Consider the following 22,163-nt stretch of genomic DNA (forward strand, 5'->3'; position numbering starts at 1 on the left):
CAGCGGATTTCCCCGCGCGCAATCTGCCCGAGATAATGCTTCTTCTGCTCCTCATTGCCGAACTTCAGCAACGCCGGCCCGAGCATCGAAATGCCGAAGCTCATCAGCGGCGACCGCGCCCCGATCGCCGCCATTTCTTCCTTCAATACCTTGGTCTCGACCGCGCTCAGCCCGCCGCCGCCATATTCGCTCGGCCAGTCGGGTACCGTCCACCCGCGCGCCCCCATAACGTCGAGCCATTGTTTCTGCGCCTCGCTCTGGAACACGAACCCGCGCCCACCCCAGCAGGCGTCTTTCTCGCTCCGCATCGGAGTGCGCATTTCGGCGGGGCAATTGGCTTCGAGCCAGGCGCGGGTTTCGGTTCTGAATGTCTCGGTATCGGTCATGCATCTTGCCCTTCGTTGGCGAGCGTCCTAGCCCTTTTTGGAACCAGAGACGGGCGATTAGCAAGCGGGAGCGGCAACGTGGATTTTGACCTTACGGAACGCCAGTCTTTCTTCCGCGACAAGGTACGTGTGTTCATCGACACCAACGTCCGCCCGCGAGTCGGCGAGTATAAAAAGCAGATTGACGCCGGCGACCGGTGGCAGCCGATTGCGCTGATCGAGGATCTCAAGCCGGTCGCGCTCAAGGCGGGGTTGTGGAACCTGTTCATGCCGCCCGGCGGCGCACTCCAGCATGTCGACGAAAGCTTCGCCTTCGAGGGCGAGCAGCTCACCAATCTCGAATATGCAATCTGCGCCGAGGAAATGGGCCGCATCCTGTGGTCGGCCGAAGTGTTCAATTGCTCGGCCCCCGACACCGGCAATATGGAGGTGCTCCACCGCTACGGCACCCGCGAACAGAAGGAGAAATGGCTGGCCCCGCTGATGCGTGGCGAGATTCGCTCTGCCTTTCTGATGACCGAGCCGGGGGTCGCCAGCTCAGACGCGACCAATATCGAATGCCGCATCGCCCGCGACGGCGACGATTATGTCATCAATGGCAAGAAATGGTGGTCGTCGGGGGCCGGCGATCCGCGCTGCAAGGTCGCGATCCTGATGGGCAAGACCGATACCGAAGCCCGCCGCCACCAGCAGCAGTCGATGATCCTGATGCCGATGGACAGCGCGGGGATCACGATCGAGCGCTCGCTTTCGGTCTACGGCTATGACGACGCCCCGCACGGCCATATGGAAATCGCCTTGAAGGACGTGCGCGTCCCCGCGACCAATTTGCTACTCGGCGAGGGCCGGGGGTTTGAGATCGCCCAGGGCCGCCTCGGGCCGGGCCGAATCCATCATTGCATGCGCACCATTGGCGCAGCGGAAGAAGCGTTGGGCCTGATGGTCCGCCGCCTCCAGTCGCGGGTCGCGTTCGGCAAGCGCCTGTCCGAACATAGCATCTGGGAACAACGCGTGGCCGAAGCGCGGATCGAGATTGATTGTTCGAGGCTGTTGTGCCTCAAGGCCGCCGATCTGATGGACAAGGCCGGCAACAAGGCCGCCGCCGCCGAGATCGCGATGATCAAGGTCAAGGCACCGCGCATGGCACTGCAGATCATCGACGACGCGATTCAGGCGCATGGCGGCGCTGGGGTCAGCCAGGACACGCAATTGGCGCACAGTTGGGCCGGCATCCGCACCCTCCGCCTCGCCGATGGCCCCGACGAAGTTCACAACCGTGCCATCGCCCGGATCGAATTCGGCAAGCATGCGGAGGTGGCCGCGTGAGCAGCCTGTTCGATCTCACCGGCAAGACCGCGATCGTCACCGGATCGTCGCGCGGGATCGGCAAGGCAATCGCCGAGGCACTGGCCGATCAGGGCGCGAAGGTGGTCATCTCGAGCCGCAACCAGGATGCGTGCGACCCCGTCGCCGCCGCGATGAATGAGAAGCATGGCGAGGGTCGGGCGATCGCCGTCGCGGCGAGCATTTCGTCCAAGGAAGCGCTGCAAAATCTCGTCGACCAGACCAAGGCCGCGTTCGGCCAAGTCGACATCCTCGTCTGCAATGCCGCGTCCAACCCTTATTACGGCCCGATGGCGGGGATTAGCGACGAGCAGTTCCGCAAGATCCTCGACAATAATGTCATCGCCAATCACTGGCTGATCAATATGGTCGCGCCCGAGATGCTGGCCCGCGAAGATGGCTCGATCATCATTATCTCGTCGGTCGGCGGACTGACCGGATCGGCCACCATCGGCGCCTACAACATCTCGAAGGCGGCCGATTTCCAGCTCGCGCGCAACCTCGCTTCGGAATTCGGTCCCAAAGGAGTGCGCATCAACTGCATCGCGCCGGGCCTGATCCGCACTGATTTCGCAAAGGCCTTGTGGGAAAATCCCGACACGCTCAAAGCCGTCACCCGCCACACCCCGATGCGCCGCATCGGTGAGCCGCACGAGATTGCCGGCGCCGCAGTGTTCCTGGCGTCGCCCGCGTCAACCTTCATGACCGGTCAGGCGATCGTCGTCGATGGCGGCAGCACCATCGGGGTTGGCCTGTGAGGCTGAAGGGCAAAGTCGCGATCATCACCGGTGCCGGGTCGGGCATCGGTAAGGCAACCGCCGAACTGTTTCGCAGCGAGGGGGCGACGGTGGTCGGCGCTGACTTGCACGGGACCGATTTCGAATGCGATGCAGGGGACGAGGTTCAGGTCGAGGCGCTGGTGGCGCATACGGTGCGCGACCACGGCCGGCTCGATATCTTCTTCGCCAATGCCGGCGTCTCGGGCGGGTTCGACGGACTGTTCGATCAGGATGCCGCCGCCTGGACCGAAATCCTCCGGATCAACCTCATCGGCCCGTTCCTCGCGATCAAATATGCCGCCCCCGCGATGAAGGCCTCGGGCGGCGGATCGATCATCTGCACCGCCTCGGTCGCGGGCTTGCGGGCGGGTGCTGGCGGGGCAGCTTATTCCGCGTCGAAGGCAGGGGTGATCAACCTCGTCAAGGTCGCCGCCACCCAACTCATCGGCGCCAACATCCGCGTCAACGCCATCTGCCCGGGCTTGATCGAAACCGGGATGACCGAATTCATCTTCGACCGCGCACGCGAAAAGGGGCAGGAAGATCGCATCGGCCACCTCAACCCGTTGAAGCGCGGCGGCCAGCCGATCGAGATCGCCAATGCCGCCTTGTTCCTCGCCTCTGACGAATCATCCTACGTCAACGGCCAGAAGATCGTCGTCGACGGCGGCCTCAGCGCTTCGCACCCCTTCAACCACCAAAGCTACGGCCGAACTTCGGCTTAAATTGGAGTCTTCCGCATGACCGACAGCCCAATCTCCACCGCCACGCATCACGACATCCTCGTCGTCACCTCCAACAATCCGCCGGTCAACGCGCTCGGCGCGGCGGTTCGGCAGGGGCTGGTCGCGGCAATCGACCAGGCGGAAGGCGATGACAGCATCAAGGCGGTCTTGATCCGCTGCGAAGGCCAGACCTTCTTCGCCGGCGCCGATATCACCGAATTCGGAAAAGCCCCGGTGATGCCGTGGCTGCCCGAAGTCGTCGACCGGATCGAAGCCTGCTCCAAGCCGGTCGTAGCTGCGATTCACGGCACGGCCTTGGGCGGCGGGCTCGAGATTGCGCTTGGCTGCCACTACCGGGTCGCTGTCCCGACCGCCAAGCTCGGCGTTCCCGAGGTCAAACTCGGCCTGCTCCCCGGGGCCGGGGGAACCCAGCGCCTGCCACGCGTCGCTGGTGTTCCCAAGGCGCTCGAGATGGTCACCGGCGGCGGCATGATTGGTGCCAAGGATGCGCTCGACATGGGTCTGGTCGATCGCCTGATCGAGGGTGATTTGCAGCAGCATGCGGTCGCCTATGCGGAGGAGGTCAAGGACATCCGCCCGCTGCCCAAATCGTCGGAGAAACAGGACAAGGTCGACGGTATCGACGCGCAAGTGTTCGCCGATTTCCGCAAGGCCAATGCCCGCAAGTTCCGCGGCTTCGATGCGCCTGAGGCCAACATCAAGGCGGTCGAGGCGGCGGTTGCCAAGCCTTATGCCGAAGGAGTCATCGACGAGCGCAAATTGTTCATGGAATTGATGAGCGGCAAGCAGGCCCGCGCGCAGCAATATTTCTTTTTTGCCGAGCGGAAAGCGGCCAAGATTGACGGCATCCCCGACGACACCAAAGCGCGCGACATCAAGCGCGTCGGCGTGCTTGGCGCGGGCACGATGGGCGGCGGCATTTCGATGAACTTCCTGTCGGCCGGAATCCCGGTGACGATCGTCGAAATGGCGCAGGACGCGTTGGATCGCGGCACCGGCGTGATGCGCAAGAATTATGAAGCCAGCGCCGCCAAGGGCCGCTTCACCGGCGAGCAGGTCGAACAGATGATGGGCATCCTCAACCCCACGCTCGACTTTGACGCGCTCGCCGACTGCGACCTGATCATCGAAGCCGTCTATGAGAATATGGATGTGAAGAAGGAGATTTTCGGCCGGCTCGACAAGATTGCCAAGCCCGGTGCGATCCTCGCCTCCAACACCAGCTACCTCAACATCGACGAAATCGCTGCCAGCACCTCGCGCCCGCAAGATGTCGTCGGGCTGCACTTCTTCTCGCCCGCCAACGTGATTAATTTGCTCTATGTGGGGCGCGGTGCCAAGACCGCGCCCGACGTGCTCGTCACCGCGATGCAGGTCGCCAAGAAGATCAAGAAAGTCGCGGTCGTCGCGGGCGTTTGCTACGGCTTCATCGGCAACCGCATGTTGATGCCGCGCCAGCTGCAGGCCGAGGCGCTTTTGATGGAAGGCGCCACGCCCGACCAGATCGACCGCGTCCATGTCGAATTCGGCATGCCGATGGGGCCGTTCCAGATGGCTGACCTCGCCGGAGTCGACATCGGCTGGCACCGCGACCCGACCCGCATCGACAACCTCCGCGATGCGCTCTGCGCGATCGACCGCTGGGGCCAGAAAAAGAATGCCGGCTTTTACGATTATGACGAGAAGCGCCGCCCCAGCCCGTCGCCGGTGGTGCAGGGCATCATCGAGAAATTCGCCGCCGACAAGGGCATCACCCGCCGCGAAATCAGCGACGAGGAAATCGTTCAGCGCACGCTCTACACGATGGTCAATGAGGGCGCGAAGATCCTCGAAGAAGGCATGGCCCAGCGCGCCAGCGACATCGATGTCGTGTGGATCTACGGCTACGGCTGGCCGGTCTATCGCGGTGGCCCGATGCATTGGGCTGACAGCGAGGGGCTGGCGAAGATTGTCGACGGATTGAAAGCGCAGGAAGAGCGCATGGGCGATGGTTTCAGTTTCTCGAAACTATTGCTCGACAAGGCCGCAGCAGGCGAGAAGTTCACTCGCTGATCAGCGGGTAAGAGGAGGGCAAGAATATGGCCGATTACATGGTCCAGGAAACCAGCGGCACGCGGGCGATCCGCTATGCCGGGCTGGTGGTCGCCATCCACTGGCTCAGCGCAGCGCTGATCCTGAGCCAAATCTACCTCGGCTTCGCGTTCGCCGACCTGCCCAAGGGCAGCGCCGAGCGGGCCGAGCTGTTCACCCTGCACAAAACCGTCGGCGTCGTCATCCTGCTGCTCGCGTTGGGCCGCCTCGCGGTCCGCCTGATTGACGCCCCGCCGCCGTATCCGGCGAGCTTTCCCAAGTGGGAGCGGCGGGTCGCGGTATGGAGCCACCGCTTATTCTATTTCTTGATGATCGCGCTTCCCGTCACCGGGCTTGCCGCGGTGTCGAAAAAGGCAGTTGGCGGCTGGACCGAGCTGGTTGGCGGCAGCTGGTTCCCGGTGGTACCGATCCCCGCCCTCGGCGGCGCCCATGAGTTGCTCGCCTTCGCCCTGATCGGCCTGGTGGTGCTCCACGTCCTCGCGGCCCTGAAAAACCAGTTCCTCACCGGAGGGCCGGTTGCCGGGCGGATGCCGCCGTTCCGCGCGACCGATAAGGGTTAGGCTTCAGCCGGCTGCTTCGGCAGCAGGACCAGCATCGCCCCGGCGACCGCGGCAAGCGCGGCGGCGGTCAGGAAGGTCGCGCTCGCGCCGTCGCGGTCCCAGATCAGCCCGGCGCCGAGGCTGGCGAGCAGGGTCGCGATCCCGCTGGCGAAATGGAACGCGCCAAAGCTGGTCGCGCGAAGACCGGCTGGCGCTGCATCGGCGATCATTTTGGCAAACAGTCCCTGGGTCAGCGCCATGTGCGCGCCCCACAGCAAGCAGCCCGCCGTCAACCCGACCAGTCCGATCGACTGGGCGAGCAGCACGTCGGCGGCGATCAACACCGCGATTCCGCACAGCAACAGCCCGCGCGCACCGATCCGGTCGGCCAGCGCCCCCGCCGGGTAAGCGAGCAGCCCGAACGCCAGGTTGAACGCCACCAGCACCAGCGGGCTAAGCGTTGCCGACACGCCGATGTCGAGCGCCCGCAGGATCAGGAAGCCCTCGCTGAACCGGGCAAGGGTGAACACGAACCCGACCAGGATCAGTCGCCGGGTCGCGGGGTCGATGTCGCGGAACCCGGCGAGCTTCATCTTGGCATCGACCGCAACGTGGTTGCGGCCTTCGCGAAGCGCCAGCCACGCGACCAGGAAGGACAGAAACGCCGGGATCGTCGCCACCCAGAAAACGGCGCGGATATCGCCGGCGAACCAGGCCATCAGGCCGATTGCCGCGAGCGGTGCCAGGAACGCCCCGACCGTATCGAGCGACTGGCGCAGGCCGAAGGCTGCACCGCGGATTTCGGGCGGGGTCTCGTCGGCGATCATCGCATCGCGCGGCGCGCCGCGAATGCCCTTGCCGATGCGATCGGCAAAGCGTGCACCCAGGATCGGCAGCGCGCCGGCCGACAGCGGGAACAACGGCTTGGACAGCGCGGCCAGGCCATAACCAAGCAGGATCCACGGCTTGCGCCGTTGGTTGCGGTCGCTCAGCCGGCCGCTGACCAATTTGGCCATGTTGGCCGTCGCCTCCGCAACTCCGTCGATTGCCCCCATCGCCGCAACTGGCAGGCCCAATGTGATCGTCAGGAACGCCGGCAGGAGCGCATGATAAATCTCGCTCGACAGGTCCATCAGCAGGCTGACGAAGCCGAGGATCCAGACATTTCTGGGAAGCCGGGGGCGGGGGCGGGGCAGGGCGGGGCGCTTGTTCATCGACGATTGCCTAATGGCAAATTTGCTAATTGCGAAATCTTTGATAGCTTCAATATCATGTGGACCAGCGGATCACCCGGAGCCTTGGCAGCGCGATTCGCGCGACTGGTCGAGCAATTGGGCGGTGACACGGCTGCGGCCAAGGCGATGGGCCAGCAACGCGAGCTGCTCCAGGCGGTGGCGTCGCTTGAACCTGCAACCCTCAATCAGGTCGCCACGCAAGTAAAGCGCGGTGCCCCCGCGATCAGCCGCGCGATCGAGACCTTGGTTCGCGCGGGGCAGGTCGAACGTCAGGCCGACCCTGTAAACCGTCGCCGCCTCGCGCTCCGCTTGACCGATGAAGGCCGCACTGCGCTGGCCCGTCCACCCGCCGCCGACCGCAGCCTCGAAGGCCGCCTAGGAAGGCTTGCGACCAGCGAATTGCGCGCCCTTGAGCGCGGTCTCGAAATATTGGAACGGCTGCCGGGCTAGCCGATTGATCGATCTCAATCGCTCGTCTGTTGCGTTGCAGCAAGCGCCGCTTTGGTCTAAGGGCGCTCAAACTCCATTCGGGATATGACAATGAATCTTCGCAACGTGGCGATTATCGCCCACGTCGATCATGGCAAGACCACGCTCGTCGATCAGCTCTTCCGCCAATCGGGCACCTTCCGCGACAACCAGCGGATCGAAGAACGGGCGATGGATTCGAACGACCTTGAAAAAGAGCGTGGGATCACGATTCTCGCCAAATGCACCTCGGTCGAATGGCCCGATGCCAACGGCACCGTCACGCACATCAATATTGTCGATACCCCGGGCCACGCCGATTTCGGCGGTGAGGTCGAGCGCATCCTGTCGATGGTCGATGGCGTCATCCTGCTGGTCGATGCCGCCGAAGGCCCGATGCCGCAGACCAAATTCGTCACCGGCAAGGCACTTGGCCTCGGCCTCAAGCCGATCGTCGTGGTCAACAAGATCGACCGTCCCGACGCCCGCGCTGCCGAGGTGCTCGACGAAGTGTTCGAGCTGTTCCTGACGCTCGAAGCCAATGACGAGCAGCTCGATTTTCCGGTGCTCTACGCCTCGGGCCGCAACGGCTATGCCGGCCTGACCGACGACGTCCGGGAGGGGACGCTCAACCCGTTGTTCGAAACCATCGTCAGCCATGTCCCGCCGCCCTCGGCCGACCCTGACGGGCCGTTCAAATTCCTCGTCACCTTGCTCGATCGCGACAATTTCCTCGGCCGCATCCTGACCGGTTTGGTGTTTTCGGGCTCGATCAAGACCAACGCGCCGATCCACGCGCTCAGCCCCGAGGGCAAGATCGTCGAGAGCGGCCGCGCGTCGAAGATCATGGCATTCCGCGGGCTCGAGCGGGTTCCGGTCGAAAGCGCCAGCGCGGGCGACATCATCTCGATCGCCGGGCTGACCACCGCAACCGTCGCCGACACCATCGCCGACCCGGCGGTGACCGAGCCACTTCATGCCCAGCCGATCGATCCGCCGACCCTGTCGATGCGCTTTGCGGTCAATGATTCGCCGATGGCCGGCCGTGAAGGCAAGAAAGTCACCAGCCGGATGATCCGCGACCGCCTGTTCCGCGAAGCCGAAAGCAACGTCGCGATCAAGGTCACCGAGAGCAGCGACAAGGACAGCTTCGAAGTCGCCGGCCGCGGCGAGCTCCAGCTTGGCGTGCTGATCGAAATGATGCGCCGCGAAGGGTTCGAGCTTGGGATCAGCCGCCCGCGCGTGCTGTTCCGCGAGGACGACGACGGCAAGAAGACCGAGCCCTACGAAACCGTGGTGATTGACGTCGACGACGAATATTCGGGCACGGTGATCGACAAGATGGCGCTTCGCAAAGCCGAAATGACCGACATGCGGCCCAGCGGCGGCGGCAAGACCCGGATCAGTTTCTCGGCCCCATCGCGCGGCCTGATCGGCTATCATGGCGAATTCCTGTCCGACACGCGCGGTACCGGGATCATGAACCGATTGTATGAGAAATATGGCCCCCACAAGGGCAAGATCGAAGGCCGCAAGAACGGCGTCCTTATCTCGAACGGCTCGGGCGAAGCCAATAATTACGCGCTTGGTCCGCTCAAGGAGCGCGGCATCCTGTTCGTCGCTCACCAGGAAGCATTGTACGAGGGCATGATCGTCGGCGAGAATGCCAAGACCGACGACCTCGAAGTCAATCCGATGAAGGCCAAGGCGCTGACCAACTTCCGCGTCAGCGGCAAAGAAGACGCGATCCGGCTGACCCCGCCCAAGCGGATGACGCTCGAGCAGGCGATCGCCTACATCGACGATGACGAACTGGTCGAAGTGACTCCAAGCTCGATCCGCCTGCGCAAACGCCACCTCGATCCGCACGAGCGCAAGCGCGCATCGCGGGCAAAGGTTGCGGCGTAGCTTAGAAATTGCGCTTCAAAAGCGTGTGGTAAATTCGATCAGGCCTTGGGGCAGCACGCCGAGCAGTGCTGCCTCCGCGACCTTGTCCAAGCCGGTCATGACCATCAAACCGACCGCCAGCACCGCCCCGCCGAACAATGGTCTGGCAAATCGCGCGGCCTGACGAATCCGGTCGCGGCGCTCGCCCAATGCCTTGCGCGACCCGTAGGCGAATAACAGAATCGACGTTGCGACCCCGCTGCCGAAGATCAGGAAGGTGGCGAAGGCGCTAAGCAGGTCCTGGCTTTGGCTCGCAGCGGCAATGGCCACGCCCAGCGTCGGCCCGACGCACGGCGCCCATACCAGGCCAAGCAATAGTCCGATGACGAACTGACCGGCGTTGCCGCTTATCCGGACGTTGGCCAGATAGTGATGCCCGCGGTTGGACAAGCCGCCACCAGCCGCGCTGAGCCGCGCTTGCAAGCGAGGGACCAGCATGACCACGCCCGCCAGCGCAAGCAGTCCACCGGCGACCAGGCGCACCACTTGCTCGTTGATCCCGAGCGAGAAGCCAAAGGCGAGGAAGAACAGACCGAACAGCGAGAAGGACAGGACGAGACCGGTTGCCAGCGCGAGCGGGCCGAACCGGTCTTCCTTTAGCGCCGCCCCGATCAGGATCGGGATCAGCGGCAGAACGCATGGATTGAGCAACGTGATCAATCCGGCGACGAACGCCAGCAGCATGCTGCCGATGGTCATTTGACGCTCAGACGCCGGCCAGTATAGCAGCGCTCAGCCGTCCCGGATTGGTCTCCGCAATCGACCGCGCCGTTTCCTTGCTGCCCTTGAACACCAGGATCGTCGATTGGCGCGGAATTCGGTACGTACGGAGGAAATCCTTCTGCTTGTCGAAGTCGACCGTCACGAACAGCACATTTTTCAGGCGTGGGTCCGCACGAAGCTTGTTCAGGGTCGGTTTCTGGGCGCGGCAGGTCGGGCACCAGTCGGCGTGGACATCGACCAGGATCGTCCTGCCAGCCTGCTGGGCGGCAGCGAATTGGCGGGTTTCATAGTTGGTCCAGCCAGGCGCGGCCGCAGCGGCGGGAACCATCAGGAAAACAGCAGCCAGTGCCGCCCAGAATGCCGTCAATAATTTCACGTTCAATCTCCGCTTATGATCCAATGCCTTCTATTCGCGGAGAGCGCCGAAAAGGTTACATGGCGGACGACGAGTGTCGGGATTAGCCAATCGCCTTTGGTCGGGAACAGCAATCGGGGCAAAAACCTGAACAAAAATTTCAGCTTTCGTAATAAGTTGCGCCACCCAACGCACAGGCGGCTCGACTCAGCGCCTATTGGTTGAAGCGCGCCGTACTTGCTTTATGTGCAGGTGCAGCATTTTTAACAGCGAGTGGGTCCGGAGCGCGCCAGATACTTGGCCGCCAGACCCCCGTGCAAGACGGCCAGACCGACCCTGCAGCTTATGCGACCTGAGTTTTCGGTTGCGGGATTTCGGCTGGCCGCCCTTTAGGACCGATCATTGTTCAAATACCTAAGCCGTCGCGGCCTGGCCGCGGCGACCTTCATGTTGTTCACCCTCGTTGGCGGATCGAACCAGGCGTTCGGCCAAAGCGGCGCTTTTCCTGCCGTGCAGCGGCTTGTCAGCGCACAGCCAGTTGCCGCCTTTGTGCCGCGCATCGCGCCGTTGATCGCCGCAACCCGCCCCAGCCTCGACCAATTGGTCACCCAATATAGCGCCGGCGCCGACCTCGACGAGCAGCAGCGCTGCCTCGCCACCGCCATTTATTTCGAAAGCAATGGCGAACCGCTGGCCGGCCAGCTCGCGGTCGCCCGGGTGGTCATGAACCGCGCCGCATCGGGCCAATATCCGTCCAGCTGGTGCGCGGTGGTCAAGCAAAAGGCGCAGTTCAGCTTTGTTCGCGCCGGCCGTTTCCCGCGCATTGACCCGGCCTGCCGGGCGTGGCGCAAGGCGCAGGCAATCACCCGCATCGCCATCGCCAATGCCAGCGACAGCCTGACCAGCGACGTGCTGTGGTATCACGCCGATTATGTCGCCCCGAAATGGCGCAACAACCTGCGTCGCGTGGAAAAAATCGGCGTACACATCTTTTATCGCGCCTAATCCGTCACTTCATCGCTGATTAGATTCCATTGGTCGTTAATTGCTTAAGCTTGGGATTCGCAACCGTCCCTTGATCAGCGAGCATCCCCTTCAAGAGACTGGATTTTTCCTGACGGCCGGGGAGGCGATAAGGTGCTGAAGATCCTGATTGTCGAAGACGATGCGCAATTGGCGACGACGCTCAAATATCTGGTCGAGGACAATCCGCGCTATCGCGTGGTCGCCCGGGCCGATGATCTCGACAGCGCCGTTGCTGCGGCCGAAGCCTATAATCCCGATCTCGCCCTGGTCGATCTCCAACTGGCGCGCGGCTCGACCGGATTTTCGGTCGCGGTCAGGCTCGGCGATTATGATATTCCGTGCCTGTTCGTGACCGGCAAGGCCCCGGCCTTTCCGATGCCCGACCTCGCGCTTGGCTGCCTGCTCAAGCCCTTCACCGCCGAAGATGTGCATCGCACGCTGGCGATGGCCGAGGATGTGATGCGCGGCCGCGAGACGCTGCGCCCCAAATTGCCGCCTAATCTGCTGATTTATGACGGCATGGGGATCGACGAAGATGACAGCCAGCCCGGCTTCATCCCGTCGCGCCGGTCATTGAAGACCCGCCTCGAACATTGGATCGCGGGGACCCAGGCTTGAGCCATTGTGGAGGCTGGATGCCCGACGAGGATTCGAACCTCGATTAACGGAGTCAGAGTCCGTTGTCTTACCATTAGACGATCGGGCAGAGCAGGGCGCCAAGTAGGAACCGCGCCTGCTCCTGTCAACGCTGGGGCCGATATTGGGGCTGCGGTTGCGCATACCCCTTGATCTCCGTTAAACAGAGGGCAAGTCAGCTGCGGGCTATGCGCCTTCAGCCAAGGATAAAAGGCGTTTGGACATGGCGGATCGTGACGCCACCACGCCGCCGCCAGCCATCGAGGGCGGGTCGGCGGCACCGGATAGAGCGCCGCAGTGGCGCAAGACCCAGCGTCACACATATGGCGCGGTCGATCTTGGCACCAACAATTGCCGGCTGCTGATCGCTCGCCCGACCGACGACGGCTTCACCATCATCGACGCTTTTTCCCGAATCGTCCGGCTCGGCGAAGGGCTCGGTGCGTCGGGCAAGCTGTCGCAGGAGGCGATGGATCGCTCGGTCTCGGCGCTTGCGGTCTGCGCCGACAAGCTTCGCCGACGCCACGTGTCGATCGCCCGGTCAGTCGCGACCGAGGCCTGCCGTCGGGCGGGCAATGGCCGCGAGTTCATCGAGCGGGTGCGCAACGAGACCGGGATCGCGCTCGAGATCATCCCGCCGCAGGAAGAAGCGCGGCTCGCCGTGCTCGGCTGCCACAAATTGCTCGAGCCGGGCGACGGGCCCGCGCTGATCTTCGACATTGGCGGCGGATCGACCGAATTGGTGCTGGTCGAGCCGGGCGAGGAAAGCCCGCGGATTGTCGCCTGGTGGTCGGCACCGTGGGGCGTGGTGTCGCTGACCGAGAGCGAGGGCCGCGCCGCGATCGACGGCGATGACCGGCTCGCGGCCTATGCCCGGATGAAGGCCCGCGCCACCGACAGTTTCTCGCGCTTTGCCGAAATGCTGCCCCGCGATGTGCCCGGGATCCGCCTGCTCGGAACCAGCGGGACGGTCACGACATTGGCCTCGGTTCACCTCGCGCTGCCAAGCTACGATCGGCGCGCGGTTGATGGGCTTCATGTCCCGATCGGCGACATGCGGCGGATTTCGACGATGATCGCCGAATTGGACTTCGGCGGGCGATCGAACCTGCCGTGCATCGGCGCCGAGCGCGCCGATCTGGTGGTCGCGGGCTGCGCAATATTGGAGGCGATTATCGACATCTGGCCAGCCGAGAATCTCGGGGTCGCCGATCGCGGCATCCGTGAAGGCATCTTGCGGTCGCTGATGGCGCGCGACGGTCACGTCATATGACCCGCCTGAAGACCGCCAAGGGCCGCACTGCAAGCTCGACCCGCTGGCTCGAACGCCAGCTCAATGACCCATACGTCAAGCGCGCCAAGGTCGACGGTTACCGCAGCCGCGCGGCGTACAAGTTGCTCGAGCTGGACGAGAAGTTCGGTCTGCTGCGTGGGGTCCAGGCAGTGGTCGATCTCGGAATCACGCCCGGCGGGTGGAGCCAGGTCGTTCGCCGCAAGGCGCCGCGCGCCGCCGTTGCCGGGATCGACTTGCTCCCGACCGAGCCGATCGACGGCGTCACCATCCTGCAGATGGATTTCATGGACGATGCCGCCCCGGCGATGCTGCGTGAGGCGCTGGGCGGGGTCGAGCCTGACCTGATCATGTCCGACATGGCTGCCAACACCGTCGGCCACGCCCAGACTGACCATCTGCGCACCATGGGGCTGGTCGAAACCGGGCTGGAGTTCGCGGTCGAGATGCTCAAGCCCGGCGGCACCTTCATCGCCAAAGTGTTGGCCGGCGGCGCCGATCACGGGCTGGTCGCAGAACTCAAGCGCCATTTCAAGACCGTCAAGCATGCCAAACCTCCCGCCAGCCGGAAGGGCTCGAGCGAATGGTATGTCATCGCGCAGGGGTTCAAGGGGCGGGGAGACCAGGGTTGAGCGCAGGCAACCGGGCGATGGACCACATCCAGCTCGGCCTGATCAACCAGCGCAACGGCTGGCATGCCAAGGCGGCGGCATGCTTCAGACTGGCGGTCGAGGCCGATCCTCAATCGCTCGCGGCGCAATTGCTGCTCATTGCGGCATTGATCGACGCTGATCAGGCCGACGCTGCCGCCAGCGCGCTCGACGCCGTGCTGGCGGACCGCAATTGGGATACCGCGGGCGATCGCGAGGCCGGCCCCGCGCTGACTGCGCTCGGCGCGTCGTTCAGGGCCACCGACCGGCTGGCCGACGCCGCCCGCTGCTTTGCCGCCGCGGCCGATATTTTGCCAGACGCTGCGACCGCGCACCAGCGGCTGGGGGTCGTGCGGCTGTTGCTAAGCCAGCCGGAGCAGGCGCTGGCGGCGCTCGACCGCGCGGCCGCGCTCGATCCGCAATCTGCGGAAACGCATCACAATCGGGGTGTTGCGCTGGCGACCCTCGCCCGGGAAACCGAAGCGACACAGGCGTTTTCCAGGTCGCTCGACCTCAACCCAGAGCACGTCCAGGCGCGGGCGCAGCGGATGTTCCTTCTGGCCTGCGAAAATGACTGGGCAACGCTTGCTGACGATCTGACGTGGCTTCCCGAATTGGGTACGACGAAGGGGGTCGTCTCGCCATTCGCGCTGCTGTCGTTCGAGGACCATCCCGAGCGGCACAAACTGCGCTCGATGCGTTATGCTGCCGCGCAATGCCCGGTCGCAGCGCCCGTCCCGGCGCGGCCGACGGCACAGCCGGCCAAGCTGCGGCTAGGCTATTTTTCGGCCGATTTCCGGAATCACGCTTTGATCCATCTGGCCGGGCGGATGTTCGAGCTTCACGACCGTAACCGGTTCGAGATCCACGCTTATGCCTTCGGCCCGCCAAGCGATGATTTGCAGCGCAAGCGGATGATCCGTGCGTTCGATCATTTCACCGTCGTCGACGCGATGAGCGACGATCAGATTGTGGCCAAGGCGCGCGCCGACGGGATCGATATCGCAGTCGACTTGCTCGGCTACACCAAGGGCGACCGCGCGGGGATTTTTGCGCGCCGCGCCGCGCCGGTGCAAATGTCGTTTCTCGGCTTCCCCGGGACCAGCGGCGCGCCGTTCATCGATTATCTGATTGCCGATCCGGTCGTGATTGCCCCCGAGCATCGCGGCTCGTTCACCGAGCGGCTGATCACCATGCCCTTCACGTACCAGCCCAGCGACAATCAGCGGGCAATCGCCACTCGACCGGTGACACGGATCGAGCAAGGACTGCCCGAAGGCGGCTTCGTCTTTTGCTGCTTCAACAACACCTACAAGGTCAAGCCGACCGAATTTGCGATCTGGATGCGGCTATTGGACGAAGTCGAGGGAAGCGTGTTGTGGCTCCTCGCCGGATCAACCGCGTCACGCGCCAATGTGCGCGCCGCAGCGGTGCGTCATGGCGTCGATCCCGATCGCATTTGCTTTGCCGAGCCGCTGCCCGTTGCCGAGCATCTGGCGCGGTCCCGGCTGGCCGACCTGTTTGTCGACACCTTCCATTATAATGCGCATACGACGGCGAGCGATGCGCTGTGGGCCGGGCTTCCGCTGGTGACCAGGATTGGTGCCGGATTTGCAGCGCGGGTTGCCGCCAGCCTGCTCAGCGCGGTCGGACTGGACGAGTTGGTCACTACCAGCGACGCGGAATATTTCGACCTGGCGCTGGCCTTGGCGCGCGATCCCGAGCGGCTTCAGGAGGTCCGGGTGCGGCTCGCCGCCAACCGACTGACAATGCCATTATTCGACAGCGAGCGATTCACTCGCCATCTCGAGGCCGGTTATCAAGCGGCGTATCAACGATATTTCGATGGTCTCGATCCGGCCGACATAAAAGTCGCCCCTTAAGCTTTGGCTTTGGCCGCCTCGATTGCGGCCTTGAGCACTTCATAACCTACGGCCGAGTTGATCACCTTGTCGCCGATCACGAACAGCGGAGTTCCGTTCGCGCCCAACTGGCCAGCGATCGCCAGATTCTTCTGGATTTCGGCTTCAATGGCGGGATCGCGCGCTTGCTCGGGCGTGATCGCCGCAGCGCTCCCGGCAATGGCGATCGTCTCCGTACTCGGCCGACCCGCCGCGTAAAGCGCATCGTGGAACACGCCGAATCGCCCGGCCTTGGACGCGGCGAGCGCGGCGCGGCTGGCGGCGACGCTGTCGGGCCCAAGAATCGGCAATTCGCGATAGACCACCCGCAGCCCCTTTTCCTCGGCCAGCAGCCGCTCGATATCGGGGTTGGACTTGCGACAATATCCGCAGGCATAGTCGTAGAAATAGGTCATCACGACCTTGGGTGCCGCAGCGCCTTTCCACGATGATCCGAACGGCGTCTCCAACGCGGCGCGGTTGGCTTCAAGGATCGGCGCATATTGCCCGTCACGAAGCGCTTCCGACGCGTCGACCAGGATTTGCGGCTGCTTGACCAGGGCGTCGCGGACCAGCTTCGGCCCGACCCACTTCGGTGCTGCAAGTAATAGCAAACCGGCGGTCGCCAGCGATCCGATCAGTCCGCCGCCAATCGCTGCAATCCACGGGGCCGATCGACTGGCGCTCACTGGCTCTTCTTGCCTTTCTTGTCTTTCTTCAGCTCGGCTTCGGACACCATGGCGATATCCTGCGCGCGAAGGAAGTCGGGTGTGCCCTTGGGGATGCCTGCCATCGCCATCTTGGCGCTGGTCAGTGCGAGTTTGGGCTTGCCCTCCAGATTGTTGCGCTCCGCCGTTGCCAGCGCGGCGCGCGGCACGTCGCCTTCACGATCATAGACCACGCCCAGCTGCATCCACGCGAACGGATTGTCATTGTCGCGGTTGACCGCCGCCTTGAGCACCTGCTTGGCTTCGGCGAAATTCTTGTCATCCTCGGTCGCGATCAGCGCATGGCCGAGCATGACCGAGATCATCGGCTGGTCGGGCGCGACCTTGACCGAGTGGCGAAGCACCGGAATGGCATCCCTGGGTCGGCCGGATTCAAGCAATATCTGCCCCTTCAGTTCGAGGAAGAAGGGGTCGTCGGGTTGCTTGGCGAGCAACGCATCGGCCTCGGACAAGGCTTTCTCGGGATAAGCGCCGAGGTGATAGGCATAAGCCCTGGCATAATGAGCGGGAATGCTCTGGTCGCTTTCAGGGTAAAGCGTCACCGCATTCTTCGAATTGACGTAGCCGATCAGCTTGGCCTTGACCCGTTGGAAGCGCGCTTCGATCGCCGGGTCGGTCGGGCGGTTCCACGCCGGGTCCTTCTGGTAAACCTGGGTCAGCGCCTCGATCCGCTCGCTCGACAGCGGATGGGTGCGGTCGTAGCTATTCTTGGAATAGATCGCGAGGCGATATTCCTGGTTTTGCAATTTCTTGAAGAATTCCAGGCTGCCCTTGCCGCTATAGCCGGCCTTGCTGAGATAGGATGCGCCGGCGAGGTCGGCCGAGCTTTCCTGTGACCGGGTGAAGGAATAGAGGCTGCCGATCGCGGCGCGCTGGCCGGCCATGATGATCCCCAGGCCGGCATCGGGCGCTCCGGCGGCGATTGCGGCTGCCCCAAGCACCAGCGACAAGATGGTGATACCGGTGGCCGCCTTCGCGCCGTCGTTGAAGCGGATTACATGGCCGCCGGCGACATGGCCAAGCTCATGCGCGATGACGCCCTCGAGTTGGCCGGCATTGTCTGCTGCGGTGATCAGGCCGCTGTGGATATAGACGATCTGGCCGCCTGCGACGAAGGCGTTGATTTCGCCATCGTTGATCAGCACGATCTTGACGTTGGCCGGGTCGAGCCCCGCGGCCTGGATCAGGGGTCGCGACATGTCGCGGAACATCAGTTCGGTTTCGCTGTCGCGCAGCACCGATTGGGCGGATGCTGGCTGGTACGCGGCGAAGGCCAGTGCCAGGGTCAGCATGACCATCCGCATCAGCCGGTTGGGGAATCGGATCATGCTGTGCTGTCCGATCTGGCGGATGAACGAGCGATGAAAGAAGCCGCCGTCACTGCGCATGGCGATTGATCGCCAGCTTCGCAATGACGGCGCATTCCTTAGCCGAAGGTCCGCTGCCACCAGCCGCCACGCGGCGGGCCGTCGCTGTCGTCGTCGTCGGCCGATTGAGCGGTTGACGCCGTTTCGGTGTCGGCCAGTGCGGCGCTCTTGGCCCTTGTTTTCGGCGCTGCTTTGGCTTTCGCCGGGGCTTTGGCCTTGGTCGTCTTGACGGCTGGTTCTGCCGCTGGCTCCGGCGCCTTCGCGTAAGGCTGTGGCACGAAGGCCGGCTCCTCGACCGCAGTCACCGCTTCATCGATCTTTTTGGCGCGGCTCCTGCGCTTGGGCTTCTCGGCTGAAGCGTCAGGAATTGCCGCCTCGGCCTCAGCTGTCGCTTCAGGCGCGGCTTGGGCAGCACGATTCTCGGCGGCTTGGCGAGCCTTGGGGCGACGACGGGTCTTGGGACCCTCCGCGTCAACCGGCTCGGCATCGGCCAGCGGCGCTTCGTCGGCAACCGGCCGATCAACCATCGCGCCATCGTCAGCGGCAACGGTTTCACCAAGACCTTCGCTCGATCCGTCGCTGCGGCCACGCCGTCCACGACCGCCACGGCGTCCACGGCGGTTGCGACCGCCGCTTTCGCCGTCGCCATCGTCATTGTCGGCGCGGGCCGGGGCGGCCTCGCGCGGCTCGTCGCCGGTCGACTCTTCAGATTGCTCGTCACCGTCGGCGTGCTGGCGGGGTTCGCGCTCTCCGCCTTCGCTGCCTTCACCACCTTCACGCTGGCGATTGCGGCCACGACCGCCACGGCGACGACGGCGGCGACGCGGGCCATTCTCGCCCTCGCCATCACCTTCGGCACGCGGCCGATCTTGCGGCTGGGCGCGGCGATTGTCATCGCTCGAGCCCTCATCCTCTTCGTCTTCGGCATAATCGCCCTCGGCCTCAGCCTCATACTCGCCGTCATCCTCGTCATCATCGACGATCGGGGCGGATATGCGCTGCGGCGCGACCGGGCGCGGTCCGCTGCTCTCGACGCTCATCCGGGCGCCTTCGAACGATTCGTCGATCAACACTTCGATGGTCACACCGAAGCGCGCTTCGATCTCCGCCAGTTCGCCGCGCTTGCGGTTGAGTAGATAGATCGCCGCTTCACGACCGGCGCGGAGCAGGATGCGGTCACCGCGACCACGCCCGGCTTCTTCCTCGATGATCCGAAGCGCGCTTAGGCCCGATGACGACGCCGTGCGCATCAATCCGGTGCCTTCGCAATGCGCGCACGGGCGGGTCGATGCTTCGAGCACCCCGGTGCGCAGCCGCTGACGGCTCATTTCCATCAGTCCAAAGCTCGAGATACGGCCAACTTGGATCCGCGCACGATCATTCTTGAGCGCGTCCTTCATCGCTTTCTCGACTTTGCGATTATGGTTGTTCTGCTCCATGTCGATGAAATCGATCACGACCAGACCGGCCATGTCGCGAAGCCGCAGCTGGCGGGCGATTTCATGCGCCGCCTCGATGTTGGTGGCGAACGCCGTTTGCTCGATATTATGTTCTTTGGTCGCGCGGCCCGAGTTGATGTCGATCGACACCAGCGCCTCAGTCGGGTTGATCACCAGATAACCGCCCGACTTCAGCTGGACAACCGGCTGGTACATTGCCGACAGGGTGTCCTCGACTCCATAACGCTGGAAGATCGGGGTTGGGTCGGAATAAGCCTGCACGCGCTTGACGTGGCTCGGCATCAGCAACTTCATGAAGCCGCGGGCGGCCTTATAGCCTTCCTCACCCTCGACCAGCACCTCGTCGATTTCCTTGTGGTACAGATCGCGGATCGCGCGCTTGACCAGGTCGCTGTCGCGATAAACCAAGGCGGGGGCCGAGCTCGACAGCGTCTTCTGGCGAATTTCGTCCCACAAGCGGGCGAGATAATCGAAATCGCGGCGAATCTCGACCTTGGTCCGCTCCAGGCCGGCGGTGCGGACGATCAGGCCCATCACCGACGGCAGGTTAAGGTCGGACATGATCGACTTCAGGCGCTTGCGATCGGCACCGTTGGAAATCTTCCGCGAAATGCCGCCACCGTGCGAGGTGTTGGGCATCAGTACGCAATAACGACCGGCGAGGCTCAGATACGTGGTCAGCGCCGCGCCCTTGTTGCCGCGTTCTTCCTTGACGACCTGGACCAGCAGCACCTGGCGGCGCTGGATGACGTCCTGGATCTTGTAGCGACGGCGCAGATTCTGGCGCTTGCGACGAAGTTCGTCGGCGGCGCTCTCGTCGACCGGCGAGGCATCGGATCCGGTGCCGGTTTCAGTCGCGTCACCATCATCGTCATGATGATCGTCATCGTGATGCTCATCTTCTTCTTCGGCGCGATCGTCGGTGCCGTCATCGTCATGATGCGGGTCGAGATTGCCGTCTTCGAGTTCGGCGCGAATGCGCTCTTCCTCGGCGGCATGCTCAGCTTCTTCACGCAGCAAGGCATCGCGATCCGACTTGGGGATCTGGTAATAATCGGGATGGATTTCGCTGAACGCGAGGAACCCGTGGCGATTCCCGCCATAATCGATGAATGCTGCCTGCAACGAGGGTTCGACCCGCGTTACCTTGGCTAGATAGATATTGCCTTTGAGTTGCTTGTGTTCGGCGGATTCGAAATCAAACTCTTCGATCCGGTTACCCTTGGTGACCGCGACCCGAGTTTCCTCGGGGTGGCGCGCGTCGATTAGCATGCGCATGGACATTGAAATTTCTCCGGGCGCGCTGGAACCGCGAATGGCGGGAGCGCGCGATAGACGTGACCAGGCCGGGTTCGGCGCTGGCGTGATGTATGGATAGTGCCTCTGCTGCGTGACCCATCCCGACCATCGCCGGGAAAAGCGCGCCAACCGGCTCGGCTACGAGCAAGCGACTGGCGTCCTGTGGTGTCATGCGGCGTCAACCTCGAAAACCTGAACCGACGATGCGGCGCAGGCCCGCTTTGAAATTCGCGGGTGGTGTTGGACTAGCACTCGCGCCCCTTGCCCGCAATGCCTCGCCCGACGATAAGCGTCCTATGTGGCTAAGACACAAACAGGCACGCGTGATCCATATACTGCTCGCAGTGCTGTTGATCGCGGCGCTCGCCTTTTTCCTGTGGCCAAAGCCGCAGATTGAAGATGATGAAGCCTTGTTCGGCGAGGCGCGTCGGGGCGGGCTGACCGTCGCGCTGCGCGATCAGGTCGGCGACGTGACGATCACCGAATCACGGGTGCCGGGTCGACCGATCGTGCTGATCGACCCCGGCCATGGCGGCCGCGATCCCGGCGCACCGGGCGTGTCGGGCACGGTCAGGGAAAAGGATCTCACCTTGGCCTTCGCCCGCGAGCTTCGGGACTTGCTCGCTAAGCACGGCCGGGTCCGGGTTGCACTGACCCGCGATGAGGATCGCACCCTGACCCTTGACCAACGCGCCGCCATCGCCCGCCAGCTCGGTGTCAGCCTGCTGGTCTCGGTTCACATGGACAGTGCCCCTAACCCGCTGGCGCGCGGCGCAACCGTCTATTCCTTGTCCGACGTCGCCTCCGACGCCGAGGCCGCGCGCTTTGCCAAGGCCGAGAATGACGACGGCGCGGGATTGAGCAGCGAGCGGGACGAGGGGCTTCGGTTCCTGCTCAGCGACCTCGCCTTGCGCGACCAGATGGCCGAGTCTGCCGACCTCGCGACGCGGCTGGTGGCGGGCCGTGGCCGCGGCATGCTGCTGCGCCCGGAACCGCACAAATTCGCCGCGTTCCACATCCTTCGACGGTCCGAAGTGCCGGGCGTGCTGTTCGAAGCTGGCTATATCAGCAACATGGACGATGAGGCGCTGCTTCGTACCGCAGAAGGCCGCGCCCCGATCGTCGCCGAGCTGGCCCGCGCGATCGAAGTCGATGCGGCGTTGCGGCATTCGCGCTAACCCGGCTTTGCGCG

General features: G+C 63.8%; 20 protein-coding genes and 1 tRNA gene. 13 read left to right on the forward strand and 8 right to left on the reverse strand.

All coding sequences use genetic code 11. From position 1 onward, the window contains the following. Window positions 1-386: acyl-CoA dehydrogenase family protein (locus RMN73_RS02360; protein WP_309601715.1), on the reverse strand; the 386-nt coding region annotated here is incomplete at its 3' end. A 78-nt stretch (window positions 387-464) separates the two neighbouring features. Here RMN73_RS02360 and RMN73_RS02365 point away from each other — a divergent pair. Genes RMN73_RS02365 through RMN73_RS02385 form a run of 5 tightly spaced genes read left to right on the forward strand, consistent with a single transcriptional unit; the run spans window position 465 to window position 5,906 of the window. Further along, the gene (locus RMN73_RS02365; protein ID WP_309601716.1) at window positions 465-1,712 is read left to right on the forward strand and encodes an acyl-CoA dehydrogenase family protein; all 1,248 of its coding nucleotides are present in this window, start codon (window positions 465-467) and stop codon (window positions 1,710-1,712) included. Then, on the forward strand, window positions 1,709-2,488 hold the full coding sequence (locus RMN73_RS02370; RefSeq protein WP_309601717.1) for an SDR family oxidoreductase: 780 nt from the start codon (window positions 1,709-1,711) through the stop codon (window positions 2,486-2,488). The genes RMN73_RS02365 and RMN73_RS02370 overlap by 4 nt, the downstream gene beginning before the upstream one ends. Continuing rightward, entirely contained in the window at window positions 2,485-3,234 is a 750-nt protein-coding gene (locus RMN73_RS02375) for an SDR family NAD(P)-dependent oxidoreductase (protein WP_309601718.1), read from the forward strand. The genes RMN73_RS02370 and RMN73_RS02375 overlap by 4 nt, the downstream gene beginning before the upstream one ends. Window positions 3,235-3,249: 15 nt before the next feature. Next, window positions 3,250-5,307: a 3-hydroxyacyl-CoA dehydrogenase NAD-binding domain-containing protein gene (locus RMN73_RS02380; protein WP_309601719.1), complete on the forward strand. Its 2,058-nt coding sequence runs from the start codon at window positions 3,250-3,252 to the stop codon at window positions 5,305-5,307. 26 nt (window positions 5,308-5,333) lie between these two features. Further along, window positions 5,334-5,906 (forward strand): cytochrome b, encoded by a 573-nt coding sequence (locus RMN73_RS02385; RefSeq protein ID WP_309601720.1) that lies wholly within the window; start codon window positions 5,334-5,336, stop codon window positions 5,904-5,906. On the opposite strand, the gene RMN73_RS02390 is transcribed toward RMN73_RS02385, so the two are convergent. After that, a complete protein-coding gene (locus tag RMN73_RS02390; RefSeq protein WP_309601721.1) occupies window positions 5,903-7,099 on the reverse strand; it encodes an MFS transporter in 1,197 nt (398 codons plus the stop codon). The two genes, RMN73_RS02385 and RMN73_RS02390, sit on opposite strands and share 4 nt — an antisense overlap. Before the next feature lie 57 nt (window positions 7,100-7,156). On the opposite strand from RMN73_RS02390, the gene RMN73_RS02395 reads away from it, so the two are divergent. Together RMN73_RS02395 and typA are read left to right on the forward strand one after the other, a co-directional pair. Beyond that, the gene (locus RMN73_RS02395; protein ID WP_309601722.1) at window positions 7,157-7,570 is read left to right on the forward strand and encodes a MarR family winged helix-turn-helix transcriptional regulator; all 414 of its coding nucleotides are present in this window, start codon (window positions 7,157-7,159) and stop codon (window positions 7,568-7,570) included. Window positions 7,571-7,660: 90 nt separating this feature from the next. Then, entirely contained in the window at window positions 7,661-9,496 is a 1,836-nt protein-coding gene (gene typA / locus RMN73_RS02400; protein WP_309601723.1) for a translational GTPase TypA, read from the forward strand. Window positions 9,497-9,511: 15 nt separating this feature from the next. On the opposite strand, the gene RMN73_RS02405 is transcribed toward typA, so the two are convergent. Next, entirely contained in the window at window positions 9,512-10,234 is a 723-nt protein-coding gene (locus RMN73_RS02405; RefSeq protein WP_309601724.1) for a cytochrome c biogenesis CcdA family protein, read from the reverse strand. 7 nt (window positions 10,235-10,241) lie between these two features. Continuing rightward, complete coding sequence (locus RMN73_RS02410; RefSeq protein WP_309601725.1) at window positions 10,242-10,634, reverse strand: thioredoxin family protein; 393 nt, start codon at window positions 10,632-10,634, stop codon at window positions 10,242-10,244. Window positions 10,635-11,060: 426 nt separating this feature from the next. On the opposite strand from RMN73_RS02410, the gene RMN73_RS02415 reads away from it, so the two are divergent. Beyond that, window positions 11,061-11,618 (forward strand): cell wall hydrolase, encoded by a 558-nt coding sequence (locus RMN73_RS02415; RefSeq protein ID WP_309601726.1) that lies wholly within the window; start codon window positions 11,061-11,063, stop codon window positions 11,616-11,618. A gap of 132 nt (window positions 11,619-11,750) precedes the next feature. Further along, window positions 11,751-12,257: a response regulator gene (locus RMN73_RS02420; protein WP_309601727.1), complete on the forward strand. Its 507-nt coding sequence runs from the start codon at window positions 11,751-11,753 to the stop codon at window positions 12,255-12,257. Between the two features lie 14 nt (window positions 12,258-12,271). On the opposite strand, the gene RMN73_RS02425 is transcribed toward RMN73_RS02420, so the two are convergent. Next, a tRNA-Gln gene (locus tag RMN73_RS02425) sits at window positions 12,272-12,345 on the reverse strand. Between the two features lie 153 nt (window positions 12,346-12,498). Between RMN73_RS02425 and RMN73_RS02430 the strand changes: the two genes are divergently transcribed. The 3 genes from RMN73_RS02430 to RMN73_RS02440 are packed head-to-tail and all read left to right on the forward strand — an operon-like array spanning window position 12,499 to window position 16,099. Further along, a complete protein-coding gene (locus tag RMN73_RS02430; RefSeq protein WP_309601728.1) occupies window positions 12,499-13,548 on the forward strand; it encodes a Ppx/GppA phosphatase family protein in 1,050 nt (349 codons plus the stop codon). Then, a complete protein-coding gene (locus RMN73_RS02435) occupies window positions 13,545-14,198 on the forward strand; it encodes an RlmE family RNA methyltransferase (RefSeq protein WP_309601729.1) in 654 nt (217 codons plus the stop codon). The genes RMN73_RS02430 and RMN73_RS02435 overlap by 4 nt, the downstream gene beginning before the upstream one ends. Further along, window positions 14,195-16,099: a hypothetical protein gene (locus RMN73_RS02440; protein WP_309601730.1), complete on the forward strand. Its 1,905-nt coding sequence runs from the start codon at window positions 14,195-14,197 to the stop codon at window positions 16,097-16,099. The genes RMN73_RS02435 and RMN73_RS02440 overlap by 4 nt, the downstream gene beginning before the upstream one ends. On the opposite strand, the gene RMN73_RS02445 is transcribed toward RMN73_RS02440, so the two are convergent. The 3 genes from RMN73_RS02445 to RMN73_RS02455 all read right to left on the reverse strand — a co-directional run bounded on the left by RMN73_RS02445 (window position 16,096) and on the right by RMN73_RS02455 (window position 20,956). Next, entirely contained in the window at window positions 16,096-16,806 is a 711-nt protein-coding gene (locus RMN73_RS02445; protein ID WP_309601731.1) for a DsbA family protein, read from the reverse strand. The genes RMN73_RS02440 and RMN73_RS02445 overlap by 4 nt on opposite strands. After that, window positions 16,803-18,173 (reverse strand): M48 family metalloprotease, encoded by a 1,371-nt coding sequence (locus RMN73_RS02450; RefSeq protein WP_405051510.1) that lies wholly within the window; start codon window positions 18,171-18,173, stop codon window positions 16,803-16,805. The genes RMN73_RS02445 and RMN73_RS02450 overlap by 4 nt, the downstream gene beginning before the upstream one ends. A gap of 98 nt (window positions 18,174-18,271) precedes the next feature. Next, window positions 18,272-20,956, reverse strand: coding sequence for a ribonuclease E/G (locus tag RMN73_RS02455; protein ID WP_309601732.1), 2,685 nt, complete (start codon window positions 20,954-20,956; stop codon window positions 18,272-18,274). Window positions 20,957-21,294: 338 nt separating this feature from the next. Between RMN73_RS02455 and RMN73_RS02460 the strand changes: the two genes are divergently transcribed. Continuing rightward, window positions 21,295-22,149 carry an N-acetylmuramoyl-L-alanine amidase gene (locus RMN73_RS02460; protein WP_309601733.1) on the forward strand — a complete coding sequence of 285 codons (855 nt, stop codon included), beginning with the start codon at window positions 21,295-21,297 and terminating at the stop codon, window positions 22,147-22,149. The last annotated feature ends 14 nt before the right edge of the window (window positions 22,150-22,163 follow it).

This window comes from Sphingomonas sp., assembly GCF_031372575.1.
Classification (GTDB): Bacteria; Pseudomonadota; Alphaproteobacteria; order Sphingomonadales; family Sphingomonadaceae; genus Sphingomicrobium.

Excerpts from the sequence above, each read along its gene's own strand:
- RMN73_RS02380 (WP_309601719.1), top strand. The coding sequence starts at position 3,250 with ATGACCGACAGCCCAATCTCCACCGCCACGCATCACGACATCCTCGTC.
- RMN73_RS02385 (WP_309601720.1), top strand. The coding sequence starts at position 5,334 with ATGGCCGATTACATGGTCCAGGAAACCAGCGGCACGCGGGCGATCCGC.
- RMN73_RS02390 (WP_309601721.1), bottom strand. The coding sequence starts at position 7,099 with ATGAACAAGCGCCCCGCCCTGCCCCGCCCCCGCCCCCGGCTTCCCAGA.
- RMN73_RS02395 (WP_309601722.1), top strand. The coding sequence starts at position 7,157 with ATGTGGACCAGCGGATCACCCGGAGCCTTGGCAGCGCGATTCGCGCGA.
- typA (WP_309601723.1), top strand. The coding sequence starts at position 7,661 with ATGAATCTTCGCAACGTGGCGATTATCGCCCACGTCGATCATGGCAAG.
- RMN73_RS02405 (WP_309601724.1), bottom strand. The coding sequence starts at position 10,234 with ATGACCATCGGCAGCATGCTGCTGGCGTTCGTCGCCGGATTGATCACG.
- RMN73_RS02415 (WP_309601726.1), top strand. The coding sequence starts at position 11,061 with ATGTTGTTCACCCTCGTTGGCGGATCGAACCAGGCGTTCGGCCAAAGC.
- RMN73_RS02430 (WP_309601728.1), top strand. The coding sequence starts at position 12,499 with ATGGCGGATCGTGACGCCACCACGCCGCCGCCAGCCATCGAGGGCGGG.
- RMN73_RS02435 (WP_309601729.1), top strand. The coding sequence starts at position 13,545 with ATGACCCGCCTGAAGACCGCCAAGGGCCGCACTGCAAGCTCGACCCGC.
- RMN73_RS02450 (WP_405051510.1), bottom strand. The coding sequence starts at position 18,173 with ATGATCCGATTCCCCAACCGGCTGATGCGGATGGTCATGCTGACCCTG.
- RMN73_RS02455 (WP_309601732.1), bottom strand. The coding sequence starts at position 20,956 with ATGTCCATGCGCATGCTAATCGACGCGCGCCACCCCGAGGAAACTCGG.